Origin of the sequence: Longicatena sp. 210702-DFI.1.196, assembly GCF_020563125.1 — a bacterium.
Taxonomy (GTDB): domain Bacteria; phylum Bacillota_I; class Bacilli_A; order Erysipelotrichales; family Erysipelotrichaceae; genus Longicatena; species Longicatena caecimuris.
Genome location: NZ_JAJCPX010000002.1, coordinates 80,910 through 107,457 on the forward strand (window position 1 = coordinate 80,910; position 26,548 = coordinate 107,457).

Here is a 26,548-nt window from a genome sequence, read left to right on the forward strand (position 1 = left end):
AAATTGTTCTATGTACCGTTCGAAAAGATAGGCAAATTCCACATCATCATTTAAAAAAACCGCTAATTCCAAAGCGGTTCTACTTGAATAAGCAAATAAGGCTGATCATCCTTGCGTAAGAAATGTATCCGCAAGGTCACATACGTATCGTCTAATTGAAGTGTAATAACGATCGGTATAGATACTTCATTCATCCATTCATCATCCTTTACCTTATAGTATGTTCCTATTTCAACATGTCACAAGCTTATACATGAATATCATCATCAAAAATACAAATTAAGACCATATAATAAAAACTTAAAGCAATGCACATGATTATGCCATAAAGTAGAGAAAGTATTGCCGGTATCGCAATATTCACATTATCCAGGACACTTGCCATTAACGTAAACAGTTGTAAAAAAGGATTTGCTCGTGTCATGATATCAATAACGGCCGTTGCCGGAACCAATGAAATAGAAATCTCAAACATCGCATCCATACAGCTATAATATATGGCAGCGATTGCTCCCAAAGCAAGCAATGAGTAAAAGACGGATTGATAATGTCGTAAAATAATCAGCAAGGCATCTTTCAATATGCGCAAGGGATGCTTCTTACCATTTAGTATTTCCAAAATAGCAAATACTTGCCAGGGAATATAAAGCATAAGCAGTAGCAGCAAGATTGGTGTCAATAGATATTGTAAAAACGCCAGATCTTGATTTTCCATAAGTAAGTAGGATACAAAACTGCCCCCAGCCATCAATAGAAAAAACACACTTTGGGTCATAATCAGCGGTATGCGACAAGCTTTCATATCCACACGCAAATCATCATCTCGCTTTTTCTTTAGAAACTGATACAATACCAGCATGTACACATAAGCAGAAACAATGACTAACACATATAAAATCCCATAAAATAATAGGGTATTTCCATTCCAATACATGAAATTCGCCAAAATTGTATATACGGAACAATACAAAAAGCTAGTCAGCATTAAGAGCATGACAAAATTCTTTACTTGTCCTTTAAGATTTGTAAATTCCATAAATTCTTTCCATGCTTTCATATCCTTACCTCATTTTTCTCTATCAGATTTATTACGAGCGTTCTCTGCTCATTTCATATACATTTGCTAAAAAGGTATACAGCACGACAAGTATTACATATTGTACTAAGAAATACACAATACAAAATGCTAATAACAGCCAGATCGTTTCCATATGATCTGCCCCTTGCTGAACAAGTGTTAACAAAGCCTGTTCTAAGGAATCGCTCTCCTTAATAAATGGCTTTAATACCATGCTTAAACCAATTTGCGATAGGATATTCCACAGCACATAGAAACCACCTGCCCAAAATAAGGCGGATGCCTGTACTTTCATAATGTGCAATGGTTTTATGAATAAATCTTTAATGTGTGTATCCTGATCATAGATCAGCCAGGCAATGCAGGCATACCAATAGACGAAAAACAGGCTGAGAAACGCAGATACCAGCATGTATAAGATTGGTAAAAAGGCACATACACTGACAGCTATCTGCAAAAACAGTTGCAACAAGCTTAAGCATAAACCAATGACAATCTGTTCACCGGCCTTAGAAAAAGAATAGCGGATATCCTGTTTGCGGAAACGTAAACTTCTGACCCTTTGAATAAACAGAAAGAGCATCGTATTATTGACCACTACACAAAGCAGCGATAATGCCAAAGAAAGCAAGGTTGCTCCTAACCCATTACCCAAAAAACCGCCAACATTTTGGATGAGTGCTATTAGTAAGGAAACAAACAGCAGCCATCCATATAGAAATAGGAAATGCCCTTTTAACTGCGTTTTCACCTGCATCTTGATTTCATGATAAGTATCCATGTCCATCTTCCTCTCAAACACAGTGTATTATATCATATCGTCCGTAAAGAAAAAAGCAACATTACAATGCATGCTGCTTTCCTATGGCTTTTTCACAGGGAGTGGACACATACGTAACAAAGTAACGTGCCACCTTTTTTCTTCCCAAACATTTTAAAGCAATGCTTTCCTGATTACGCAATACGATATTGAGTACATCCAGATCATTGCGACTGCTGCTAATACTCCATTTTTCAACATCTTCCCAAAACAGCAAGAAACATTCATCCTTGCCATTATTTAAATAAAAGATGGCATATTTATCATAAAACTCAATCAACGTCACATCTTTCACAAACAGCAGATAATATAAAAACATGAACGTAATAACGATACCAATCAGATATAGACGCGTAAACATCAATGCTAAGCCTATCGCAATACAAACCAAGATAAACAGATAAGGTTTTGCGTTGATATGGTCAATCAATTCTCCATCTGTGGGAAGATTTCGGATTTTTAATATCTTACTTCTAACGTTCATCTTCAGACACCTTCTTATCTAAAATTTATTATATCTGAAAATTTATTTATATCAATAATATCACACAATTCCACTTATTTACTTAGATATTTTCAACAATCATCCTCTACATTTCCATATTCTTCTGACATTGCCTCTTCACTGCAAGCTTTTGACGTTTTTCTCTTATGATCCACTTCTTTTTCTTTGACAAAGCATACAATCTGACATAAGATAATCTTGTTATAGAAAGGTGGCGTCACATGGACATTTTTCATGAAATCAATCAATGGGGCAAAGGCTCTGTGTTTAAATATGGATTCTTAGATACCCTAATGATCATGTTATGTTTTCTAGTATGCGCTTATCTGTTAAAACGTCTTATCAATCGTTCTATTAAGCGCCATGTTAAAGTAAATACCAGATTTGTTATGCGCTTAGTGAAAATCACGTTATATACCATTGCTATTTATGGCTGTTTATCCCTATTAACACCATTTGAAAGCGTACTGGGCAAAGTATGGGGATCTGCCGGCATCATTGCGGTTGTGATTGGTTTCGCGGCACAAGAGGCTATGGGGAATTTTGTAAATGGTCTTTTGATCACAACGTTTAAACCATTCAAGATCGGGGATTTGGTTAAGGTCAATCAAGGGGAATATGAAGGCTATGTCGTTGATATTTCCTTACGGGATACCGTCATTCAAACATATGAAAACACCAAGGTGATCATACCAAACAGTGTTATGAATAAAGCGGTATTGGAAAACGTTAGTTTAAATGACAATACCAAAGGAAACTTTTTAGAATTGGATATTAGTTATGAAAGTGATATGGATAAAGCTATGCGCATCATCAAGGAAGAAGTTATGGCACACCCTAATTTTTTGGATCATCGCAGCCAAGATGAAGTTACAGCTGGTGTAGAACCCGTCATCGTCCGTCTGATACGCTTTAACGATTCCAGTATTACTTTGCGAACAACGGTTTATTCTACGTCAAATGCGGAAGGCTTTGCTTTACTATCTGATTTAAGAATTGCCATCAAGCATCGCTTTGATGCTGAGGGGATTGATTTTCCTTATCCACATCGCACAATTATTACAAAATCCCAACACCCGAATGCTAACGACGATTCTATAGAAACAAGATAACTTGATAAGAAAAATGACTTCGGAGAACCTAGGCGATACGTTCTCCTTTTTTATAATATTTTCAATATCTTTACAGAAACAAGCCCTTTTCATGTTATTTCTTTACATGTACTAACGATAACCGTAAAAACAATGGAAAATTGAAGGAACACTACTTATATAAAAAAAAGAGGCACTATGCCTCTAACAATCTTTCTTTACTTTGCTTTCCTTTTTGCACTTTTGCGAACACTCTTATCATGATTTCCAGGACGTTTTGCTCCTCTTCGTGTGGAACCATCCCCAGCATGACGATTGTTTCGTCTAGATGCATCACGAGTGTTATTTTTTGCCCCATCACGGCGATTCGTCTTGCGTTTTGGCGCACTGTCAATTTCAACCATGACTTCCTGTTTACGAATGGTCGTACGCTGCATGTTATTCAACACAATGTCTACTTTATCTGCTGCAATATCAACCAAAGAGAAATTTGGTCGAACATCAATACGTCCAATCGCTTTCGGACTCATGCCACATTCTTCAATAATTGCCGCCACGATGTTACCAGGTTGAATGCCATGGGTGCGACCTACGGAGAATTTCAATGTGATGGCATCAAAATCTGATGCATAACGTTTTACATTTTCTTCTTCCTCAATATCAATGACCTCATTCTTATAGTTCATAGAAATCAAAGCACTGATGATATTTTCAAGGGCAATGCCATCTGCCATCAAAGCATTGGCAATTTCTATACTTTCTTCCGTGATTCCTTCATCGCAAGCTTCTTTAACTTTGGCAATAAAAGCATTACGATTCGCTTCCATCATTTGAGCACTGGTTGGCAGGGCATGACGAGTGATATTTGTTTTTGTATAGCGGATGACATCTTTGATAGCACCGCGCTGTTTTCCCCCACTGATTAATGTGATAGCAAGTCCTTTTTTACCGGCACGACCCGTACGCCCTACCCGGTGTATGTAATATTCCATATCCTGAGGAATATCAAAGTTTACAACCAGATCAATATCGTCTACATCAATACCTCTTGCGGCAACATCTGTCGCAATCAAGATAGGACTTGTCCCATTACGGAATTGTTCCATTACACGGCTACGGAATTCTTGTTTCATATCTCCATGCAAGGAAGTCGCTTTAATATCATGCTTATTTAATTCTTCGCATAATTCATCTACCATCTTTTTGGTATTACAGAAGATCATACACAGATCAGGATCATAATGATTTAAAAGAACCCGCAAGGCATTCGCTTTTTTGCCTCGTGGTGCTTCATAATAAATCTGTTCCACAGTATCTATCGTACGTTGAGAAGATTTAATTTCTACACGTACAGGATCTTTTTGAAACTGTTCGGTGATTTTTAAAATCGCTTGTGGCCATGTAGCTGAGAATAAAATTGTCTGATGCTCATTATCCGCCGGCATCATAGAAAGAATCTCTTCAATATCTTCCTTAAATCCCATGTTCAGCATTTCATCTGCCTCATCCAGAATGATCATGTTGACATCCTGCAATTTCAAGGTACGGCGATTTAGATGATCCATAATTCTTCCTGGTGTACCTACCACGATACCACAGCCGCGTTTTAACAGCTGAATCTGGCGATCAATGGGCTGACCACCATAAATCGGAACAATTTTTACACCTTCCTTATACTTGGAAAACTTGCGCAGTTCAGTTGCGACTTGCGTCACTAATTCTCTGGTTGGACAGATGATCAGTGCATTTGGAAACTTATTTCCAGGAATAACTTTTTCGATTGCTGGAATACCAAATGCGGCTGTTTTACCTGTTCCTGTATTAGAACGACCCAGCACATCTTTTCCTTCCAGAATGCATGGAATGGATTGTGCCTGAATGTCGGTTGCATTTTCGTATCCCATTTCCTCAACAGCCTTCATAATTTCGCTGCTGATTGGTAATTCATTAAATGTTGTCATTGTTACCTTCTTTCTATCATTCGCGATAGCTTTCACTTGACGCGATAACTCACTAAGTTTATCACATGTTGTTTCACACCGTCAATTCATTTCTTTTACATACTACCCAAAAAAGACCTAACTATTCGCATATCTCCCATATGTATCAAAATGTAACCTCTTTCCTGAAATACAAAGATGTGCTATAGTTAAAGAGGAGTAAGTTTACATGAAAGCGTTAAAACCGCAGATGATACGCATACTCATCCCCAATTACATTATATATATACCAATAACCGTCATCAACCACGGTTAAAAAGGTTGATAGAAAGGAAGCGTATATTGTAAGAATGACTGCTTAGATGCGTCATTATTCAGATATACCAGATAATCAGATGAAATTACGAAAATTACTGGCTGTATGGCTACTGTGTTTCGCTATGGCCGGCTGTTCTTCCAACGATAGTCCTTCCATGGAAGAAATCGATTTCCGTTTAGAAAATGCAGGATATGAAGTAACAGGCTATAAAGGCTCGGAAGATAAAATTATCGGTATGGTAATTATAAAACTCAATACAAAAATAACGTTAACGAATGAAAAAGGTAAATTGTCCAGCATTACGTATATGGATACGTTATCAAAAAATCAATATACCATTGATGTAACCAATGATTCTGCCATGTCCATCGTTAATCATAAACAGCAGGTATGCATGTATGATATTGAAGGTGGCAAGCAACAAAAAAATCCATCCATCTGTGATCAAAAGGATGAAGAACACGGCAAAAAATTGCATGATGATTTTTACGCTTTCTTAAAAGAACTTGATATTGATGTATCTGAATTGACGCAATATTACAACTGGTTTATGACGGATTAGGATGTTTCGTTGATTAACCTTTTGATATCTATGCAAGTCCTTCCCTTTTATCAATATCTAATTGAGTAGGAGGAAACAATTGAGTTTCCAAGCTCTCACACCACCTAGTATGTCCCATACCTGGCACACCACATAAAGAAGACCCTGACAAACAGGGTCTTCTTCACTATAGGGGATAGAATGATCAATACGTAAATAGGGATAGTCTTCGGGGATTATTTACGCATAGTAGCAGTTCTCACTGCCATCGTTAGTATACAATATAGCGAATAGAAAGATTTGTCGAATTATGTCAGACGCTTCATTTTTTTTCACAAATCGTAATTTGGTCCTTTATGAAATCATAAAAATCTTCATATAATACAAATTGTATGGCATTCTCTTGTTCATAAGCAACATAACAAATATCACGGCTGTCATAAATAATTTCATAGGCATCCTGCTTTGTATAGATGATTGATAAAGGTATTTTATAACGCGTTTTATTGCCGTTTACCATCTTATCTTCATATGCATAATGCGTACTAACATAAACCGGATATGTTACAGACATGATCTGCATTTCACCTTTTTCAATATCCGGAAGATAAAAATCAACATCATCCTGCTCAATATAGGCATGAGGGAATTGCTGTTTCGCCGCCGTAAGTATCTTTTCTTTATCTAAATTCAAAAAACTTATCATTTTTTACACCTCCCCATCATGGTAACATGATATCACATAACCATGGTTGGATTCCACATAATTTACCACAGATTCAACATACTTATCTGATGACTTTTTACTATACTATAGTCAGCAGGAAGGAACTAACCTCCTGCTAAGTATGACATATTTTCCCCTCAAAATTTCATACTTTCTCCCTTTCAAAAACATAATAATTTAAAGAAAAGAAACGAGAGCTTCCCCCTAAGTTCGCGTTTCTTTTCTTTATCCTATGCAAGAGATGTCTATCTAGCCAAAGCCTCATCGCTACAGATAAAAAATGTTATCTGCAGAGCCAGCAGAACATCACATAAGATTCTTCATACCTTCCTATTTCCATAGTACGAATAGAAAAAACCGCAGTTGCTATGATGTACCCTTAAAAGTAGACCTAAAATCAAACGATGGAAGGCCGATCAAAACATGGCTTTCCGTTGCTAATAAGCGATCCTTCTTTTCAGTTTCCCATAATTCAAAGAAAAACAATGCGATTTACACATAATTTTCCATACTCCTTACATACTTATCTCACATCTTTTTTGTATACTATAGTCAGCAGGAAGGGATATGACCTCCTGCGGTAAGTATGATGATTCCCTCAAAAATTCATACTTTCTCCCTTTCCATTTAATATACTATAATTTATCAAGCAAAAAAGACGTTTCCCCAAGTAACGTCTTTTTTGTTGGATGTTCTATTTTTTTAAGGCATATGCTTTTTATAAACTTCATAAAGTATTAGGATGAGCAGATTATAGATTTTTGTTTTAACCAAATTCTTTCATCACAAATTTATAACTTATGGATATGATGGCTTTTTATTATACTAGGTGTGTGCAAAAGGATTTACCTTACCTATAAATATGACCAATTTTCCAAATGACAAATCACACTACTCTTTTCCATAAATTAAAGGAAAAAGGTACAACGCCTTTTTGTTTATGATTTAATAAAAGAAAGAATACCTATCTCTTTTTTTCCAGAAAATTTCTCACATATTTTTACATGATTCAACGAAACTTGTCTGACATCCTTTTATTATACTATAGTTGACAGGAAGGAGTTCCTGTTAGAAGTATGACTAAATTTCCCCTCAAAGTTATTCATACTTTCTCCCTTTCAAAATTGAGTTTGAGTTAAGAAAAGAAGTACCATCCCTCAGGTACTTCTTTTCTTTGTATAGATATAATTTAGAAAATAAGCTGCATCAGCTCATATAATATCGGCACCAATAACGCAGGCAATAGATTGCCGATACGTATCTGTTTGCCAAAAAACAAATTAATACCGACACCAAAGATCAATACCGATCCAACATAAGATAAGTTTTGAGTCAAAGCATCAGAAAAAATAGGCGCCATGAAGGATGCCAGTAAGGTAATACCTCCTTGATATATGAGTAATGGCAAGGCCGCAAATATTACACCGATTCCTAATGCAGAAGCAAATACCATGGAGATAACGCCATCCAAAATAGCTTTTGTGATCAACATAGTAGGATCATGAAGCAAACCATCCTGTAATGCCCCAACGACTGCCATAGCCCCCACACAAATAATCAGACTGTTACTGACAAAACCCTCCACAAAGCGGCTATCACTGGATTTAGTTAGCTTCTTCAGATATTCTGCCAATGCCTCCATACGATCTTCTAGTCGTAATGCTTCTCCCAATAATGCCCCAATGCCTAAAGAAAAAATTAACAGCATAGTTCCACCGGAGATAAGCGTTGCCCCTTCTACCTTCATCATGCCACTGATAGCACCGCTAATCCCTATAAACATTGTACAAAGCCCAAGAGCTTGCATCAACAAATCGCGCATACGGGAAGGCAAACCGCCTTTCACAAATAATCCGATACCGCCACCGATAACAACAGCTATTACATTGATGATCGTACCCATGTCCCAAACCCTCTTTCTATCTTGTGTTTCACTGTACACGGAAGAAAAGTAATTGTCAACAAATATTTTCAAACATATGACATTTTCTTTCATATAACATGAAAATAATATCATTCCATTTCCATCACCATGTAAATTTTGTCGTTTAGCTTAATCTGTAAGCGCAGAAACACATAGGCAAAAAAAGAATTCCTGTAAGATCCATGTTAAACAACAGATCATACAAGAATACGTTTCTATTTATAGTAACGATGTTCTTTTAGATAACTTTCTTGAGTTCATTCATTAACTGTGCTTTTGGCATAAAGCCCTGTAGCTGTGTCATTGGCTGTCCATCTTTAAAAATAATCATAGTAGGAACTGACATGATGCCAAAACGCATTGCCAATTCACCATCCTGATCGACATCTACCTTTACAATATCCAGTTTTTCTTCTACTTCCTTTGCGACTTCTTCTAATACCGGAGACAGCATCTTACAAGGACCGCACCACGTCGCAAAGAAATCAACTAAGACAACACCTTGTGCAATTACCGAATCGAATTCAGATTTGTTTATAATTTTCATAGTCATTACCTCCAACTGTTTACAGTATAGCATGTTTTTTTTATTTCATGCATTTAAATGCCCAAATGCTTATGAATTGCGGCCACGATTCCATCTTGCATATTGGTAGCCGTCACATCATCCGCAATTCTCTTTACATTCTCCATCGCATTTCCCATGGCAATACCAAGCCCAGCCATCTGCAGCATTTCTATATCATTTTCCCCATCACCAATCGCCATCATCTCATCCAGTTTGATACCGGTAAGCATTTCTAATTTCTTTAATCCATATGCTTTTGTCACGTTTGGCATCATCACTTCTAACCATTTATCACTTGTTAAACCGATCCAATAACGGTCCTTTAAATCCTCTTTCGCCCGTTTAGCGACTTCTTTCATGACATATGGCCAATAAGTTACGGATATTTTATTTACATCTTCAATAATCTCTTCTTTTGTATGAATATAGCGTAAATCCGGATAACCTTGACGATTATCCATCATAAATTCAAATGCTCCTCCGGTCCATGGAAAATCATTTGGCAAAGAATGCAATTTGCGATACGCTTTCTTTTCTTCCAATAAAGCCGGTGGATTATAATCATACATTCCCTCATCCATATTTCCTATGATTTCTACTTTCCATTTTGAGAAATAGGTAAATACTTCTTGAGCGTTTTCTTTTGGCATCCGACCATCCACATGACGCTTCGCATGTGCCAGATCATACACCGCCATACCATTAACCTCAATCAAATAGCCGCCATATTTCTGCATCTGTAGCTGTTGTGCATACGGTAATAATTTAGCATAACTGCGCCCGCTTGCCAAAGCTAAGATGATTCCCTTTTTCTGTGCTTCTAATAATATATTTTTGGTATTTTGCGAAATGGTATTATCACTGCGTAATAAAGTGCCATCCATGTCCATTGCGATTAGTTTTATTGTCATAAACACCCTCCCAGCATAAGATGCATCTATGTTCATTATACACATTTTACGATGAATTTCATTACTTTTCTCATTTGCAAAAAAGTGTTATACTACTGGCAATGGAGGGATATCAATGAAATTGCAGAAGACCAACGCCATGCGTTTGTTAGATAAAGAACAGATACCTTATGAAGTATTTACTTATGCCCATGGCAAAGAAGCTATCGGTGGTACACATGTTGCTGAGTTACTTCAACAAAATCCCGATCAGGTGTTTAAAACGCTAGTGACCATTGCCAATACCAAAGAATATCTTGTCTTTGTGATTCCGGTGGCACAGGAATTAGATTTGAAAAAGTGCGCAAAGGCAGCAAATGTTAAAGCTGTCGAAATGATTCATGTAAAGGATATAAATAAAATAACCGGTTATATCCGCGGAGGTTGTTCTCCTATTGGAATGAAAAAAAGCTATCGAACCTTCCTGCATGAAAGTTGTTTAGCTTTTTCCACGATCATGTTTAGCGGTGGCAAGATTGGTTATCAGATTGCCATGGAACCAAGAAAACTGATAGCACTTATTCACGCTCAAACAGCCGATATCATAAAATAAGGTCCTCTAATAGGACCTTATTTTATGATCTACCAGACTATTTTTTAGCCCTTGCAGGATAAAAAATATATTTATCCAATGCTTTCGCGATTCCCATCTGATCATTGGTATCCGTAACATCATATGCATAACGTTTTAACGATTCCATCGCGTTCCCCATCGCGATTCCATAACGGACACTTTGAAACATGGTCAGATCATTTTCGGCATCGCCAAAGGCCATCATTTCATCTGGCGAGATATGATTTTCTTTACCGATTTTCAATAAAGCACTTCCCTTACTGACACCCTTTGGCATAATCTCGATCCATGCCGGTCCGACTTCGAGTATGTCATAATCACTTAATTCGCGGCGAATACTGTTCAAATGCTTTTTAAAATATGCGGCAGTTTGAATCAAAACGAATTTATTTATATCCTGTGTGATTTCATATTCACAATCCTGAATAGGTAAAAAGCGTCGTTTGCCTTGATTAAAACCATAATCCATTGGTGCACCAAACAGTAAGCTGCGGATTTTTTTCTTTGCTTTTAACTTTTTGCTGATGAAATCATAGTTATCATAGCCACAACAACTAATAACTTCAAAATCGTATTTCTTTCCCAAACGCATAACGTTTTTCGCATCTTCTGCCCCAAAAACGCCATCTACATAATATTCCTTTTTTGCAAAATCATAAATGATCTGCCCATTCACACCAGCAACGAAATTTTTCCCTTCTTCCAAATGCAAAGGTTTACTTACAAAGTCAATTCCACCTTTATCACGTCCTGTCGCTATCGCAATACTGATTCCCATTTTTTGCACTTCTAGTAAGCGTTTCTTCGTTTCCTCATCGATGGTTTTTTTACTTGTCAACAAGGTACCATCTAAATCTAACGCTATCAATTTTATTGCCATATCCTCACTCACTTTCATTCTCCATTATAGACCAAACATAAAAAAAGTAAATGTTTAACAGATAGAAAAAGAAAAGAGGTTCTTCATCAAGAACCCCCATGTATCTTATAATTTAGCTGCAGCCTCTTCATCAACGATAACGACAACATCCGGATGATTTTGTAATACAGATGCTGGACATGCTGGATCTACTGGTCCATTTACCATTGCGGCAACGGCATCTGCTTTATTTGCGCCAGAGGCAACCAACAGAATCTTCTTAGCTTTCATGATAGTAGCAATACCCATGGTAATTGCCTGTGTAGGAACTTTATTAATATCATTTTCGAAGAAGCGAGCATTATCAGAACGTGTTTTTTCTGTTAAGTCAACAATGTGCGTTTCTTCAGTAAATGGTGTACCTGGTTCATTGAAACCGATATGTCCATTTCCACCGATACCTAATACCTGAATATCAACACTGACATTTTCCATTGCTTTTTCATAGCCTTCACAATCTGCTTTTGTATTTCCATAAGGAACATGAATCTTATCTTCTGGAAGATCAATGCCATGGAACAGATTTTCATGCATAAATGTCCAATAGCTTTGGGAATGGTTACGGTCAATACCTACATATTCATCCAGATTGAATGACTGACATTTTGCATAGCTGGTACCATTTTCTTTATGATCCTTGATCATATTTTCGTACAGACCGATTGGACTGCTTCCCGTAGCTAAGCCTAAAACAGCTTCGGGTTTATTTGCTACTACTTCTTTCATCACCTTGAATGCTTCTGCACTCACTTCATCGTAATTCTTAACTTTAATTACTTTCATTAAATTTCTCCTCCTTGCATATTACACACACCCTTATTATAACGCTTTGTTAAAGCCTTTTCAATGTAGAAAGACAAAAGAATGATTTTCTCAGATAGCAATTTCTATTGCATTATAAAAAGGCAAAATTTGCCTTTTTACTACATCCAGTACGTAGCATATTCCTTATGTTTTTCCGCCCATTTAAGAGCATAAGAGCACGTCGCTGTACTTTTGCGTTGTTCCTTTTCTAATAGACTTTGATAAGCTGCCATCAGTTGTGCGGCAACGCCCTGTCCACGCAGACACTCATCAACAAAGGTATGATCAACATTATAATAATCTCCTTCATCTGTATAGGTCAGCTCTGCCAACAGTTTGCCCTCTTGCATCAGATAAATACGCCCGCGTTCCATCTGAAAATGCACTAGAACACCTCAATCGTATAAGCTGTGGTAAATGTTTTGCCTGGGCTTAACAGCATCGTGCCTTCACGATGGTAGAAATCTTCTTTGACCTCACTAAAGTCCGCATGTCCATACCATGGCTCTAAGCAAATAAATGGAGCACCTTTTTTTGCTGTCCAAATAGCGACATATGGATAACCGGCAATGCTGATAGTAGCCCCATGACCCTTAGGCCCTTTTAAGGTCAGATAGGCACTTCTAGCGTCTTTATAAATTAAGGTCGCAAAGTTTTCGATTTCTTCATAGCTGCATGGCATGTCTTTGATCACAACATCCTTTAATTCATATGGATGTTTTTTATCAGGATCAAATACCAACTGTTGCATATGCTCTTCGTTCGTGAAAGATAAAGTGTATTCCTCAAATTTCTCACCTTCACATAAAGGGCAGTTAAATCCCGGATGTAAGCCAAAGGTAAATGGCATTTCATTTTCTCCGGTATTTGTAATATGATAAGTAATCGTTAATTTATTGTCTTCTAATGTATAAGCAATTTCATAATGGAATGGGAATGGATACTGTGCTAAGGTTTCTTCGCTGCTGTCAAGTTCCATGATAACTTCCTTACCATCGTCTTTTTTACAATGTAAGGTTGCATAACGAATAAGACCGTGATTTTTCATTGCATACGTCTTCCCATCAATCTGATAATCCTTTGTATATGTGTTTCCGATAATTGGAAACAGTGAAGGATTTTTGCCTCCCCAGTTATCATTATCACCTTGCCACATATACTGCAAGCCAGTTTGTTTATCCGTAAAGCTGTAAATTTCTCCTCCTTTTTCCACAAAGGTTACTTCATAACGTTCATTTTCCAGTTTCATGCGTACATCTCCTTTTTTCTATATGTTTATTATATCACGAATATGATATCGCTTAGATAAGATTATGTTCTTTACAGAAATGATATAAACCATCCTCATCAATATGGCCACACACCACATCCGCAGCCGTCAATGCTTTAGGATTTGCATTGCCCATGGCAACACCAACACCGGCTGCCTTTAACATATTGACATCATTAGCCCCATCGCCAAAGCATATGATATCCTGCATGGCAACGTTCCATTTCTCACATAAATGGGCAATTCCTTTACTTTTATCTATATCACGGGCAGTAATTTCTAAGGTATGACGTGAATGTTCCACAATAAAGCTTTCTTGTAATAACTGCTTTATTTCTTCTGCCTGCCGTTGTTCACTCGGATAGGCTAGCATATTATACACCTTTTCATTTTCATAGGGCTTTTCTATTGGCATATTTAAATATAGTTTAAAAAATTCATCAAGGATGCGAGCATCACCGTAATGAGCGATGCAATCATCAGCGAAAGTAGAATAGCGTACTGCTATTTTTTCTTTCTTTGTATAGTCTAATAATTTCTGAATTTCATCCGTTTGCATAGGACTTTCTTCAAATACTTCATTTCCTTCCATGACCAAAGCACCACCATCATAAATACAGGCATCAAAGGCAAATTCACGGAAAAAGCGGGGCAGATTGCTTGTTTCAAAACGGCATCGGCTGGTCGCAAAACCAACCTTATAACCATTTTCTTTTAACTTATGTAGGGTATATTGTGTAGATTGGGGAAAATCATGTACACGATGGGTATACAAGGTACCATCTACATCAAAAAATAAGGCTTTTATTTTCTTCATAGCTTACTCCTTTACTTCATCATCAAACATCTTACCACAGAAAAAGCGGCATGGACACCCATACCGCCTATTTTCTTTTTAGAATGCTTCTTTTCCTTTTAAGTAAGTCATTTCTACTGAATAATCATCATTTAATACAACGATATCCGCATCATAACCGGCTACTAATTTACCCTTACGATCATCAACACCTAAATATCTTGCTGGGTTGATCGTACAAGAATTGATGGCATAATCCCAAGGAATCATTGCCTTTTCAACCAATACCTTTAAGCCCTGGTTTACTTTTAAAGTAGAACCAGCTAAGCCTTTGGTATCTGTCAAATGTGCACTTCCATCCGGATACAATTCAATCTCATTACCACCGAACAATACTTTGGTACCTACTGGCAAGCCCTTTACCATTAAAGCATCAGTAATCATGATCGTATAATCTCTTCCTTTTGCCATAAACAAATCATTTAAGGCATCTGGTGTAGAATGGTTTCCATCACAGATTACTTCACCAAATGTATCACGGAAACGCATAGCAGCGCCAACCAAACCTGGTTTACGGTGATGGAATGGTGTCATACCGTTAAAGATATGTGTCATACCGGTAGCACCATTAGCGATTGCCATACCAGCTTCTTCGATCGTTGCAGCAGAATGTCCAATGCTGACACGAACACCTGTTTCTGCACAATATTTCGTCAATTTGAAATCGTCATCTTGTTCCGTAGCCATGGTGATAACTTTAATTAATCCATCAGCGGCAGTTTGATAACGTTTGAATTGTTCTACATCTGGTTTTACGATACACTGTTCAGGCTGTGCCCCCTTGTATTTCATATCCAGATAAGGTCCTTCAAAATGAATACCTAAGATTTCCGCACCTTCATAGCCTTCCTTCACTACATTAGCTACATTGCGTACTGCTTTGGTTAATACTTCTTCTGTCTGCGTAATTGTTGTAGGGCAGATGCTGGTAACACCTTCCTCAGGAATGTTCTTCATCCAATTGCGCAATCCTTCAGGCTCTGCATCATTTGTATCAAAGCCATATGCTCCATGTGTATGGATATCAATAAATCCCGGCACAATGCGTTTGTCGCCATAGTCTTTATCTACTTCCTTAGCACCATAAGCCAGAACGTTTTTGATTTTGCCATCTTCAACTTCCAGCTGAGCTTCTAAGAAGTGCCCCATGACCCATACGCGTTTACTTTGAATAATCATGAAAAAATCCTCCTTTAATCATCCTTTTTTATTCTCTTTTATTATACTCCAAACCTTTTGATAAAGAAAGAAACGCGACTTTTTTTTCGTTTTTTTATTCCTTTTCCTCTTTCCTTAAGATGCATTCCACAAAAGTTATGCTTGTGTATGATAGATCCGCCTATTCTTTATTCTTATTTATTATTAGTAAGTTCTATAGTAATTATTAGTGAGTTCTATGCTTTAATTTAACAGAATTTTCTGATTTCTTATAAAATGTCTTAATTTTTAAGCATATAACTTTCATTTTATATAAGAAAAGCATAGAATAATCAACGGTAAAAGTGATAAAATTAACAATACGAAAAGGAGTGATTGAAATGAAACAAGCCATTCAATTAAAAGAAAACATGTATTGGGTAGGTGTTCATGATTTTAACTGCCGCCATTTCCACGGGGATCTATTTCCGATTAGTGAGGGGACAACCTATAATTCCTACCTGATCGTTGATGAGCAGATCACCTTGATTGATACGGTGGAGGAAGAATTTTTTGACATTATGATGGAGCGCATTCATTCCATCATTGGGGACAAACCAATCGATAATGTAATCGTGCAGCATGCTGAACCAGATCATTCCGGAGGTTTTGTGAAGTTCATGCAGGCATATCCAAATGCGCAGCCATACACTTCCAATGCCGGTGTGAAAATTATGTTGAAGCAATATTTCAAGGAATATGATTATCATAAAGTAAAAACCGGTGATACCCTATGTACCGGTGACTATACGCTCACCTTTGTGGAAATGCCGATGATTCATTGGCCGGATAACATGCTGACCTATGTGGATAAAGCAAACATCGTCTTTTCTAATGATGCCTTTGGGCAGCATATAGCAAGCTATGATATCTTTGATGATGCACATGGTTTAGCGAAATGTATCGATCGGGCAAAAGACTATTATGCAAATATTGTAATGCCATATGGTATGCAGGTTGCCAATAAATTAAAACAGATTCAAGAAATGGGATTACCAATTGATATGATTGCCCCTGCGCATGGCATCATATGGCGTACATACATAAAGGAATTATTTGATGCTTACCAGGAATTTGCAACATTTGCCGCAAAAGATAAAGTGGTTATTGTGTATGAAAGTGTTTGGAAGCATACCCAGATGATGGCAGAAGCATTGGCAGAAGGACTTGGAAGAAATGGGATTTGTGTAAAGATCTTTAAATGTTCCCTAACTTCTCCTGCTATTATTATGAAGGAATTACTGGATGCTAAGGCTATTTTAGTAGGTAGTGGTAACTACAATAATGCTATGGCACCAAGCATCGCTGCTTTCTTAGAAAAACTAGCTAGCTGCAAGGTAAAGAATAAAAAAGCTCTGGGCTTTGGTTCCTATGGCTGGGCGGATGTAGTGACAAAGCAGGTAAATGAACGTCTTGTACGAGCTGGCTTGCCTTTATTACAGGATGGTGTGGTATCACAGAATTATACACCAACCCAAGAAGATCTCGATGCTTTAATGGAACTAGGTAAAACGTTAGCAACAGAAATAAAAGCAAATTAAATATTAAAAAATTCTTACTCCATACGTACTTCAAAGAGGCACTATGATGAGTGAGAATTTTTTATATGCGTGCTTATTATATGTGTGCTATTCTATGCGTGCTTTTCTATGTGTGCTATTATGAAAGATACCACAACATTGTAACTATGATAACAACTGCTCGTATGCGGATATTAATTACACATAATATTTGGCTTGTGCCTTCCACATTTTCGCATACACCTGTTTTGTATCCTTCATCAATTCCTCATGCGTCCCTCGCTGCAACAGTTGTCCATGATCAAATACTAGAATATCATCACAGAAACGACAGCTGCTCATACGATGAGATATATAAATACTTGTCTTATTTTTAACCATGTCGTGAAAATGCGTATAAATTTCATATTCACTAATCGGATCTAAGGCACTGGTAGGTTCATCAAGAATCACAAAAGGTGCATCTTTATACAATGCTCTAGCAATCGCTATTTTTTGTGCTTCCCCACCAGATACATCTTCGCCATCCTTTTCTCGATAAAACATAGGCGTTGCTAAACCATCCTTCATGCGTTCTACACGCTTTCTTACTCCCGCCTGTTGTAGCACTTGCCAAACTCTTGTTTCATCATACTGCTGTTCACATGCGACATTTTCTCCTACCGGAAACTCGAAAAGAGTAAAGTCTTGAAAAACAGCCGCAAACAGATTCAGATATTCTTGATAATCATATTTACGAATATCAATCCCATTCAAAGTGATAGAACCCTCACTCACGTCATATAAACGGCATAATAGCTTAATAAAAGTTGACTTTCCGGCACCATTTGGCCCAACCAGTGCAATCTTTTGTTTCAAATTCAATGTTAAGGATACGTTTTTTAATACGTAAGTATTCGTATTCGGATAAGCAAAACTAACATTATGAAAGGCTATTTCAAATTCATTGTCTAAACGTTTTTCAACAGGCAGTGTACCGGTATCCAACTTATTCTCTTTTTTCATATATTCACTATAATAGCTTAAATACCCTATCATCGTACGTAACTGCCCATTATTTTCTACCAAAGATCGCAAAGCTTCATTTAATTTGGCTATCGCACTAGAATATTTCGTGAATTCCCCAATCGAAATAGCGTGTGAGAAGAACTTTAACGTGGCAAATATATAGGACAATAACATAACGATATGATTGATAAAAACATAAAATAAGGTGGATCTGCGTGTATATTGCCACTCTTTCCTAAGCGATTGATTCAATCGTTCACATAATGCATTCCATGCCTGTAATAACATTGGCTGCATACGATAGATACGTACATCCTTTCCCTTATCTGCATGGAACGCATAACTATCAAAATATTGCATTTCCTGATGCACTGACATATCATGCTCAAATATCTGCAAATTGTTTTTATTGACATACTCTGCGGATTTCCCATATAACAGCAGTAAGCTGATAAATAAGACACATAGTGTGCAAAGCGAGCCAACAGGTGTCAGAAAAAAGCCAAGTACCCCCGGCATCCTCTGCCCATATTTTTGACACAGTTCCAAGAGCAATACGATAGCAATGCTCACCGATAACAGATGTTGTACCATTTCGGTATAAATTTCAAGCAGCAGACCAAATCCTCCATGAATCGCCATTGCCGCATCCGCTTGTGAAAAAGCTTCTAAGCCTTCTTTATCCGCAAATGTCGCATAGTCTAGATCAATCGTCTTTAAACAAATCATCGCATTGAACTGACGATGAACAGACATGGAACGAACCTGACTTTTGCTTTTTACATAATCCAATAAAAGCCCAAACAGTAAATTAACGATTAACATGATGAGAATGGTATAACCGGCTTTTTCCCAATGCTGTTGTAATAAAGCATCAATAATGATGGCACTAAACAAGATTTGAAGATAAGGGGATACAGCTTCCATGGTATGGCGTAATAAGAAAATTGGTAAAGCAGAATGATCAAGACGATAGATAAAACGTAAAAGCTGAAAGCCTTGTTTATGCATTTGGTATAATTTCTTCATTCCTTCCAGCCTCCTTTTGATAATAATGTGCCTGCATCTGAAACATCTTCGCATAAGCTCCCTGTTTCTTAAGCAATTCCTCATGACTGCCTTCTTCGATGATCTTACCATGCTCTAAAAATAAAATACGATCAGCGAAACGGGTACTGCTTAGACGATGTGAGATAAATAACGAAATCTTCCCCTCACTTAACTGGGCATATTTCTGATAAAGCTCACTTTCCGCAATTGGATCTAAAGCACTGGTAGGCTCATCTAGTATGAGAATAGGTGCTTTTTTATATAAGGCTCTCGCTAACATCAGTTTTTGTATTTCACCGCCACTTAACAAAACACCATCCTTTTGCAGATACGTAGTAAGATGTGTATGAATTCCCTGTGGCAGCTGATCAATCTTATCTTGCAGACCGGCCTTTTGTAAACAGCTTAAAATACGTTCTTCATCATAGATGGCATAGGTATCGCCACACTGCATCTTCTTTAATAATCGATTCATAGCAGCATCTTTGCTCTTGAGCGTTTGTTTGTCCTGGCTAGTCGTACAGGCAACATTACTGGCAATGTCAAAGGCAAAAATCTGTGAGTCTTGGAAAACGATGGATAACATCGAAACATATAATTCATGAGGAATTTGTGCAATATCCATATCATTTACATAAATATGTCCGGATGTTAAAGGATACAAACCACATAACAGTTTTACCAGTGTCGTTTTGCCGGCTCCATTCATACCAACCAAAGCAATTTTTTCATTGGCATGCAAGGTGATATTAAAATGCTCAAAGATGGGTGGCTGCCCCGGATAAGCAAAGCTCACATCCTCAAAACGTATTTCATGACATTCTTTCAGCCTATTATCTTCAAGCGCATTTGTAGCTTCAAGATGCGTTTTTGCGTTTTCTTGTGGTTGAGATGTAGTAGATACTTCTGGAACTTCTTTACTCTCCATAGCCACCGTTTCTTGTCTGCCTTCCTTTTGATCTTTATCTTCCTGTGCCAGATATGCCTGTAGAAACGATACACTCAAAGACTCCTGATTCAAGATGGTCAACGTTTCAACAATTGTTTGCATCCATGCTGTAAAACCACTGACAACACCTAGGTAAAGCAAGAACTGTGCAACATCCAAATCTCCATTGATCATGAGATAAAGCAAATATCCATAAGCTGCCCCATCCCGTAGAAAGGTCGCCATTCTAGCGGCAGCATCTGCTAAAAAGCGTTTCTGCATGACATCTTGATAAATCGTTACTGCTTCTTTACGCAAGCGTTCAAAATTATCCGCAAACCATGGAGCTAAATGATACATGCGAATATCTTTGGCTTTTTCCAAATTGATGCTATCATTCTTCATACCCCAAAACTTACCATTGTTCTCCCAGAAGCGTCCCATCTTTTGGTATTCATAAATATTAGCTCGCCGTTTTGCAAACGCGGCTGCACCACCGGCAATCATAATCAAAAACAGTAGAAATGGCTGCAATTGTCCAATGCAAATGGCATATAGCAACAAACCTAACACACTGCTGGCAAGTGATATACTGCTTTCTAACAAAGCTCCAACACCATGACTGCTTCCCTGCAACAGCGCCTGGCGAATTTCCATTTCCATCTCGTTATTCTCACCATTCTCTAAGCTCAAAAGATCCATATGCACACGCCAATTATAAAAACGATGCATGTACAATGCCATTCTCAACATTTCAAAGATGCGCATGTTTTGCGCATGAAACCATGTATCAGCCAGATAAATACCTAGAATCCCGACGATCCATATACTCAGTTTCTCACAGATCGTAACAAGATCTATCTGATGTTCCAACAAGCCAACTAAATAAACAGGAAGCAGCATCAGAAGAATTGGTGCAATGGTTTTTAAAATAATTTCCAACACCATATACACATAATATTGTCTTCCACAACAACCGATATCTTTTAATAACATCCGCATATTATCTTTATAGCGATAGTTCTTTCGTATTTCTTCTCTAGTCATAACATCAACCTTTCTCATACCAACAGTCAATACATGAAATCATGATTTCATAACGATTCCTAACCGCAAAACAATCCTCCTATTTCTCCATTGTTTGACAGTTCTTAAGCTATCGTATGACTTCTAAAATGTTTCTATGGAAAAGTATAACAAAACAATAGTAAAAAAGACATTTCATTCACGAAATCCCTTTTTTCGTTCATAAAACGTCGTTTTCTATATGCCTTTAAAAGAGAATATTATCCCTTTCTATCAGAACATTGCAAAAGGTGCATATCGTGAAGCTATGCTTTATGTGCAAGCTTCGATTGCTGCTTCTTCATCACAGGATACAATCGGCAACATGATTTCACTAACGAATACACCAGGTTCATTCTGCAAGTTTAAGTAACCATCATAACGTTCAACCGTTAACTTTACCCGCTTCATGCCATGCCCATGATTTCCACGCTTTTCACTGATATAGCTCTTTTGATTGAAATTCAGATCTTCCATAGCTGCATTCGTAAACGACATATACAGCTGTTGCTTCACAATCTCTATATAAATCCTGATAAAACGTTCCTTTTCCTCTAACATCTCACATGCTTCAATGGCATTATCTAACAAATTGCCAATGATAACACATAAATCAATATCACGTATCGCAATATGTTTTGCGACATGTGCTTTACACTGCACATGTATCTGCTTTTGTTTTGCGATGGTCAACTTGGAATTGAGAATCGCATCAACCATCAAATTACCGCTTTTTACCAAAGCATCAACACTATCGAGATCTTTTTCCAGCTCAAACAAATAGGCATCTGCCTCTTCATACTGTCCTAACTGCAAATACGCTTTTAAAGATTGCAAATGATTATGATAATCATGCCGCCAGCCACGCATATTCATATAAACACTTTTTACTTCCGCATAATGATGCGCCATTACATCTTCTTGAAATGCTCTGGTATTTTTCTCAAAGTTCGCTGCATATTGCCCATGCAAATACTGCACCATTCCTATCCATAGCAACAAGAAAATGCCTGCACTTGGCTGTTGCAACGCCAGATAACAAACCAGCACGCTAACTCCACTATGTAATAACAGCATAAACCAAGTGACATGTAACTGTAAATACAATAAGATACCATACTGTATCGCAACCATTGATAAAGCAATGATCCAAACAGGCGCTGCCAACAGCCATACCATGACAAGATAATCGATGAAAAACGCAAGTATGCTAAATAGACCATATCGCAGTTTATCATACAAGGTGGCATCACAATAAAAGAAAAGAAAACAATACAGCAGAAAGAACCCACTTAACCAAATAACAAATTGAACATGGAGCATATACCCTATCCCAAAACTACATAAAATCAACAGCCACAATACCATATGTTTAGTTTTTCCAGAATCAAAATGGAAAAGTTGTAACTGTAACAGATAAATGCTGCATAAGGCAAATGCTATAGCCAAGAGTTCCATTTACATAGCCTCCTTAAAATGATGGGCAATAAAGGCCTTGCTCAGCAGACGGTATTTCCCTTTGGGAATCGGTATGCATTGTCCATTGCTCATCCATAGCGTTTGTGTATTGATTTTTTCGATAGCCTCAAGTTGAATCAGATAACTGCGTGATAAATGAAAAAACAGGGATGTTGGTAACGCTTCCTCCATTTCCTTCATTGTTTTTTTCACATGATAACATTGTTTTTTCGTATAAACATCCAAATAATGACCATCACTTTCTACATACAGGATATCTTTTACAGGAAAGCGCAGCCACTGTTTATCACAACATAGAGCGATGGTTGGCTGCTGTGTATTTAGTTTCTCTATTGCCTTATCTAAACAAGCGAACAGCTGTTCTTTTTTTATAGGCTTCATCAGATAATTTAAAGCCTGTACATTAAATCCATCATAAACATAATCACTGACACCGGTAATAAAAATGATGATTGTATCCTTGGAATACTTTCTGACGAGTTTTGCCAGCTCCATGCCATTTAATCCTTTCATTTGGATATCTAATAATAGAATAGGGATGGCATAGTCTTCCTGATAAGCAAACAAAAGGGCATCCGCATTGGAATAGCATTCGATTGTCAAAGGTTGATGATAAATGTTTTGATATTCTTCCACATAGTTTGCGATAAGTTGCAGCTGCACAGCCTCATCATCACATATTGCGATACGCATCAAACCCCTCCATTCTGTTTCCATTATACGCGTTGTTGCTTTATCTTACAAGCATAGGAAAAAAGAGCCTTTCCTTGCCTAAGTTTGGTTTATGCAGGTGGCTCTTGCTTATAGAAGAAGCATTATTTCTTCTTTAATTGTTTCATGCCCTGACGAATCAGTTTTTGTTTCTGACGTTTCCCCTTCGTAAAGAAAACACCAATAAAGATTAATAAGATACCGCCAACAGCTGTTAAATAGTATGGTAATTCTGTCTTTTCTTCTTCATATGTGCCATCACTCCACATGTTCAGCTTTTGTTTTTTGGCTGCTTTTTCTAAACTCTTTAATTCATCGGTATAAGCATAATCCCCATAGATATATTTGACTTCGGCTAAGCCTTGCTTCACCAATTCTCTTTGTAAAAGCTTCCCATCCGCATACACCCAGGCTAAGGTTCTGCCATATTTATCTGTTTCATCACTGCCATCATCATACTCTAATTCTATTGTTTTGGCATTGGTTAAGGCATCACACACATAGGCACTAGCTTCTTTTCCATAAGGTTCTTTTTCCTTTGTATATTCCGGTGCATTTATAGCCAGAAAACGTATCGTTGTATCTTTCCCTTTGACTATGAAATGTGCTGTATCGCCATCCGTACATTTACTGAAGGTAACCTTTTGTTTTGTATTTGCCTGGACTGGCAATAGACATATCAAGTATACCAAACATAAACAAATGAATTTCTTCATCCTATTCCTCCTTTATAAGACTTTTATTATACTAGATACCACCTACATTGAGCAAGTCGCTTTTAAAGATGCAGGTATCCTTTGTGTAGATATGCAGGTAACCCTTCGTGTAGGTATGAAACTAGCCCTTTGTGTAGATATGCAGGTAACCCTTCGTGTAGGTATGAAGCTTGCCCTTTGTTAATACTGATGCTTCTTAGGTAAAAATACATGTGCCACCGATATCATCAATGAAAAAAGATGAATCCTATTTCAAGAATCCATCTACGATAACTTTTTCTGCTTCCTCTACACTTAAGCCAAATGTCTGCAATTTCACCAACTGATCGGAATTGATCTTTCCAATAGCTGCCTCATGCACAATTTCCGCATCCACATGATTTGCTGCGATTTCCGGAATTGAGCTGATCTTTGCATGATCCATAATGATGGAATCACATTGAATGTGCGCACGGGATTTATTGTTTCCAATGGCAATAGGGTGGAATACCTGAATCGAGTCATCCTTCCCCACCGAACGGGATACGATTTGCACAACGCTGTCTTCCCCATTCAAATTCACGGTTACATCACTATGCGCAGTCTGCTTGCCATGTGTCATTAGTTTTTCATTGATGACCAACTTGGCATGCGGACCTAAGTTCGCTTCGGTTTTACGCATCGTAGAATCTACACCTTTGATCTGGCTCATATCCATCTGCGCATAAGCACCATCTTCCATGTGAATGATCGTTACCGGATTTAAGATACGACCACCACGGCCATTACCTTCTCCATAATGCTTTTCAACATAGCGCACCTTTGCGTTTTTTGCGATATGAAAGGTATGAATGCCATCATGCTGAGATGTATCACAGCCATCGTTATGAATACCACAGCCGGCAATAATCTCCACATCTGCATTTTCACCTATGTAAAAATCATTGTATACAACATCCTTAATACCGCTGTCGGTTAAGATAACCGGAATATGTAGACTTTCCCCTACCGTGTTGGCATCGACAATGATATCAATGCCCGGTTTATCCAATTTGGCATTAATTCTGACATGCTCAGTAGAATGGCGTTCAATGCCTTCACCATTCTTTCGCAGACTAAATGCACTTCCCGGCATAAAGCCACGTATATCGGCAATTGTCTGTAACAAGTCTTTTTCCATGTTTTCCATATGCTCACCTACTTTTTCAATCCGCAAGGCTCAAATTCATTCATCAAAGATGGCAAAATAGCCTCGCGTGTTCCTCTTGTTTTCATGCGACCATTCTCAATGATAATGATTTCATCCGCCAGCTGCATGATCCTTTCCTGATGCGAAATCAGGATGATGGACTGTTTAGATTGTGCCTGTAAATGCTGGAAAGTTTCCACCAGCTTCGCAAAACTCCATAAGTCGATACCTGCCTCCGGCTCATCAAAGATGGACAGTTTTAAATCTCTGGCTAAGATTGTCGCAATTTCAATACGTTTCACTTCTCCTCCGGATAAGGAAGCATCCACATCACGGTCTAAGTAATCCTTCGAACACAAGCCGACATCACTTAAATAGCTGCAGCAGACATCTTCATCCAGATCCTTGCCATGAGCAAGTGATAACAAATGCCGCACACTCATGCCTTTAAAACGTGGGGGCTGTTGAAAAGCATAACCGATTTTACGTTTTGCTCGCTCATCAACACTTAGTTCGGTGATATCTTCGCCATCAAATAAGATCTGTCCACTTGTTGGCTTCTCGATTCCCATGATGATCTTGGCAAGGGTAGACTTCCCTCCGCCATTTGGTCCGGTGATGACTGTAAATTGATTATCCGCAATTGTCATCGTAATATCATTTAGTATATGTTTTCCTTCTACTTCAAAGGATACATGCTTTAATTCCAACATCTTCATCGCTCCTTTATATCGCGCTTTTTTATTTTATCACAAAATTTGGAAAATATAGCATGATTTGATTGGAAAGCATGTAAAAATAGTAAAAAAAGAAGAACAGG

General features: G+C 37.7%; 26 protein-coding genes. 4 read left to right on the forward strand and 22 right to left on the reverse strand.

The window, feature by feature from the left end; translation table 11 throughout:
* Positions 1 to 62: 62 nt before the first annotated feature.
* The 4 genes from LI241_RS15770 to LI241_RS01470 all read right to left on the reverse strand — a co-directional run bounded on the left by LI241_RS15770 (position 63) and on the right by LI241_RS01470 (position 2,382).
* The gene (locus LI241_RS15770; RefSeq protein WP_008687320.1) at positions 63 to 194 is read right to left on the reverse strand and encodes a hypothetical protein; all 132 of its coding nucleotides are present in this window, start codon (positions 192 to 194) and stop codon (positions 63 to 65) included.
* A gap of 53 nt (positions 195 to 247) precedes the next feature.
* Positions 248 to 1,057 (reverse strand): hypothetical protein, encoded by an 810-nt coding sequence (locus LI241_RS01460; protein ID WP_008687319.1) that lies wholly within the window; start codon positions 1,055 to 1,057, stop codon positions 248 to 250.
* A 31-nt stretch (positions 1,058 to 1,088) separates the two neighbouring features.
* Positions 1,089 to 1,859, reverse strand: a complete 771-nt coding sequence (locus tag LI241_RS01465; RefSeq protein WP_008687318.1) for a hypothetical protein — start codon at positions 1,857 to 1,859, stop codon at positions 1,089 to 1,091.
* A 61-nt stretch (positions 1,860 to 1,920) separates the two neighbouring features.
* Positions 1,921 to 2,382, reverse strand: coding sequence for a hypothetical protein (locus LI241_RS01470; protein WP_008687317.1), 462 nt, complete (start codon positions 2,380 to 2,382; stop codon positions 1,921 to 1,923).
* Positions 2,383 to 2,624: 242 nt separating this feature from the next.
* Here LI241_RS01470 and LI241_RS01475 point away from each other — a divergent pair, with 242 nt between their 5' ends.
* Positions 2,625 to 3,515 carry a mechanosensitive ion channel family protein gene (locus tag LI241_RS01475; RefSeq protein WP_008687316.1) on the forward strand — a complete coding sequence of 297 codons (891 nt, stop codon included), beginning with the start codon at positions 2,625 to 2,627 and terminating at the stop codon, positions 3,513 to 3,515.
* 197 nt (positions 3,516 to 3,712) lie between these two features.
* Here LI241_RS01475 and LI241_RS01480 read toward each other — a convergent pair whose 3' ends face one another.
* Positions 3,713 to 5,455 carry a DEAD/DEAH box helicase gene (locus tag LI241_RS01480; RefSeq protein WP_008687315.1) on the reverse strand — a complete coding sequence of 581 codons (1,743 nt, stop codon included), beginning with the start codon at positions 5,453 to 5,455 and terminating at the stop codon, positions 3,713 to 3,715.
* A 341-nt stretch (positions 5,456 to 5,796) separates the two neighbouring features.
* Here LI241_RS01480 and LI241_RS01485 point away from each other — a divergent pair, with 341 nt between their 5' ends.
* Entirely contained in the window at positions 5,797 to 6,315 is a 519-nt protein-coding gene (locus LI241_RS01485; protein WP_008687314.1) for an SECRET domain-containing protein, read from the forward strand.
* A 301-nt stretch (positions 6,316 to 6,616) separates the two neighbouring features.
* Here the strand turns inward: LI241_RS01485 and LI241_RS01490 are convergent, their stop codons facing one another.
* From LI241_RS01490 to LI241_RS01505, 4 genes are all read right to left on the reverse strand, one after another.
* Positions 6,617 to 7,000 carry a hypothetical protein gene (locus LI241_RS01490; RefSeq protein WP_008687313.1) on the reverse strand — a complete coding sequence of 128 codons (384 nt, stop codon included), beginning with the start codon at positions 6,998 to 7,000 and terminating at the stop codon, positions 6,617 to 6,619.
* Positions 7,001 to 8,210: 1,210 nt separating this feature from the next.
* Positions 8,211 to 8,924 (reverse strand): DUF554 domain-containing protein, encoded by a 714-nt coding sequence (locus tag LI241_RS01495; RefSeq protein WP_008687311.1) that lies wholly within the window; start codon positions 8,922 to 8,924, stop codon positions 8,211 to 8,213.
* 259 nt (positions 8,925 to 9,183) lie between these two features.
* Positions 9,184 to 9,492 carry a thioredoxin gene (gene trxA / locus LI241_RS01500; RefSeq protein WP_008687309.1) on the reverse strand — a complete coding sequence of 103 codons (309 nt, stop codon included), beginning with the start codon at positions 9,490 to 9,492 and terminating at the stop codon, positions 9,184 to 9,186.
* 53 nt (positions 9,493 to 9,545) lie between these two features.
* Entirely contained in the window at positions 9,546 to 10,424 is an 879-nt protein-coding gene (locus LI241_RS01505) for a Cof-type HAD-IIB family hydrolase (RefSeq protein WP_008687308.1), read from the reverse strand.
* A gap of 115 nt (positions 10,425 to 10,539) precedes the next feature.
* Between LI241_RS01505 and ybaK the strand changes: the two genes are divergently transcribed.
* Positions 10,540 to 11,016: a Cys-tRNA(Pro) deacylase gene (ybaK, locus tag LI241_RS01510; RefSeq protein ID WP_008687307.1), complete on the forward strand. Its 477-nt coding sequence runs from the start codon at positions 10,540 to 10,542 to the stop codon at positions 11,014 to 11,016.
* Positions 11,017 to 11,053: 37 nt separating this feature from the next.
* On the opposite strand, the gene LI241_RS01515 is transcribed toward ybaK, so the two are convergent.
* The 6 genes from LI241_RS01515 to nagA all read right to left on the reverse strand — a co-directional run bounded on the left by LI241_RS01515 (position 11,054) and on the right by nagA (position 16,065).
* Positions 11,054 to 11,917 carry a Cof-type HAD-IIB family hydrolase gene (locus LI241_RS01515; protein WP_008687306.1) on the reverse strand — a complete coding sequence of 288 codons (864 nt, stop codon included), beginning with the start codon at positions 11,915 to 11,917 and terminating at the stop codon, positions 11,054 to 11,056.
* Between the two features lie 105 nt (positions 11,918 to 12,022).
* On the reverse strand, positions 12,023 to 12,739 hold the full coding sequence (gene nagB, locus LI241_RS01520) for a glucosamine-6-phosphate deaminase (protein ID WP_008687305.1): 717 nt from the start codon (positions 12,737 to 12,739) through the stop codon (positions 12,023 to 12,025).
* A gap of 140 nt (positions 12,740 to 12,879) precedes the next feature.
* The gene (locus LI241_RS01525) at positions 12,880 to 13,146 is read right to left on the reverse strand and encodes a GNAT family N-acetyltransferase (protein ID WP_008687304.1); all 267 of its coding nucleotides are present in this window, start codon (positions 13,144 to 13,146) and stop codon (positions 12,880 to 12,882) included.
* Positions 13,146 to 14,009 (reverse strand): aldose 1-epimerase family protein, encoded by an 864-nt coding sequence (locus tag LI241_RS01530; RefSeq protein ID WP_008687303.1) that lies wholly within the window; start codon positions 14,007 to 14,009, stop codon positions 13,146 to 13,148. The genes LI241_RS01525 and LI241_RS01530 overlap by 1 nt, the downstream gene beginning before the upstream one ends.
* A 52-nt stretch (positions 14,010 to 14,061) precedes the next feature.
* Complete coding sequence (locus tag LI241_RS01535; RefSeq protein ID WP_008687302.1) at positions 14,062 to 14,847, reverse strand: HAD family hydrolase; 786 nt, start codon at positions 14,845 to 14,847, stop codon at positions 14,062 to 14,064.
* Between the two features lie 78 nt (positions 14,848 to 14,925).
* Positions 14,926 to 16,065, reverse strand: a complete 1,140-nt coding sequence (nagA, locus tag LI241_RS01540) for an N-acetylglucosamine-6-phosphate deacetylase (RefSeq protein ID WP_008687301.1) — start codon at positions 16,063 to 16,065, stop codon at positions 14,926 to 14,928.
* A gap of 359 nt (positions 16,066 to 16,424) precedes the next feature.
* On the opposite strand from nagA, the gene LI241_RS01545 reads away from it, so the two are divergent.
* Complete coding sequence (locus LI241_RS01545) at positions 16,425 to 17,624, forward strand: FprA family A-type flavoprotein (RefSeq protein ID WP_008687300.1); 1,200 nt, start codon at positions 16,425 to 16,427, stop codon at positions 17,622 to 17,624.
* 177 nt (positions 17,625 to 17,801) lie between these two features.
* Here the strand turns inward: LI241_RS01545 and LI241_RS01550 are convergent, their stop codons facing one another.
* From LI241_RS01550 to LI241_RS01580, 7 genes are all read right to left on the reverse strand, one after another.
* Positions 17,802 to 19,640: an ABC transporter ATP-binding protein gene (locus tag LI241_RS01550; RefSeq protein WP_008687298.1), complete on the reverse strand. Its 1,839-nt coding sequence runs from the start codon at positions 19,638 to 19,640 to the stop codon at positions 17,802 to 17,804.
* The gene (locus LI241_RS01555; protein ID WP_008687296.1) at positions 19,615 to 21,636 is read right to left on the reverse strand and encodes an ABC transporter ATP-binding protein; all 2,022 of its coding nucleotides are present in this window, start codon (positions 21,634 to 21,636) and stop codon (positions 19,615 to 19,617) included. The genes LI241_RS01550 and LI241_RS01555 overlap by 26 nt, the downstream gene beginning before the upstream one ends.
* A 291-nt stretch (positions 21,637 to 21,927) precedes the next feature.
* On the reverse strand, positions 21,928 to 23,112 hold the full coding sequence (locus LI241_RS01560) for a sensor histidine kinase (RefSeq protein ID WP_008687295.1): 1,185 nt from the start codon (positions 23,110 to 23,112) through the stop codon (positions 21,928 to 21,930).
* Positions 23,113 to 23,826, reverse strand: a complete 714-nt coding sequence (locus LI241_RS01565; RefSeq protein WP_008687294.1) for a LytTR family DNA-binding domain-containing protein — start codon at positions 23,824 to 23,826, stop codon at positions 23,113 to 23,115.
* 122 nt (positions 23,827 to 23,948) lie between these two features.
* A complete protein-coding gene (locus LI241_RS01570) occupies positions 23,949 to 24,560 on the reverse strand; it encodes a thermonuclease family protein (RefSeq protein WP_008687293.1) in 612 nt (203 codons plus the stop codon).
* 247 nt (positions 24,561 to 24,807) lie between these two features.
* The gene (locus LI241_RS01575) at positions 24,808 to 25,728 is read right to left on the reverse strand and encodes a SufD family Fe-S cluster assembly protein (protein ID WP_008687292.1); all 921 of its coding nucleotides are present in this window, start codon (positions 25,726 to 25,728) and stop codon (positions 24,808 to 24,810) included.
* An 8-nt stretch (positions 25,729 to 25,736) separates the two neighbouring features.
* Complete coding sequence (locus LI241_RS01580; RefSeq protein ID WP_008687291.1) at positions 25,737 to 26,441, reverse strand: ABC transporter ATP-binding protein; 705 nt, start codon at positions 26,439 to 26,441, stop codon at positions 25,737 to 25,739.
* Positions 26,442 to 26,548 lie beyond the last annotated feature (107 nt).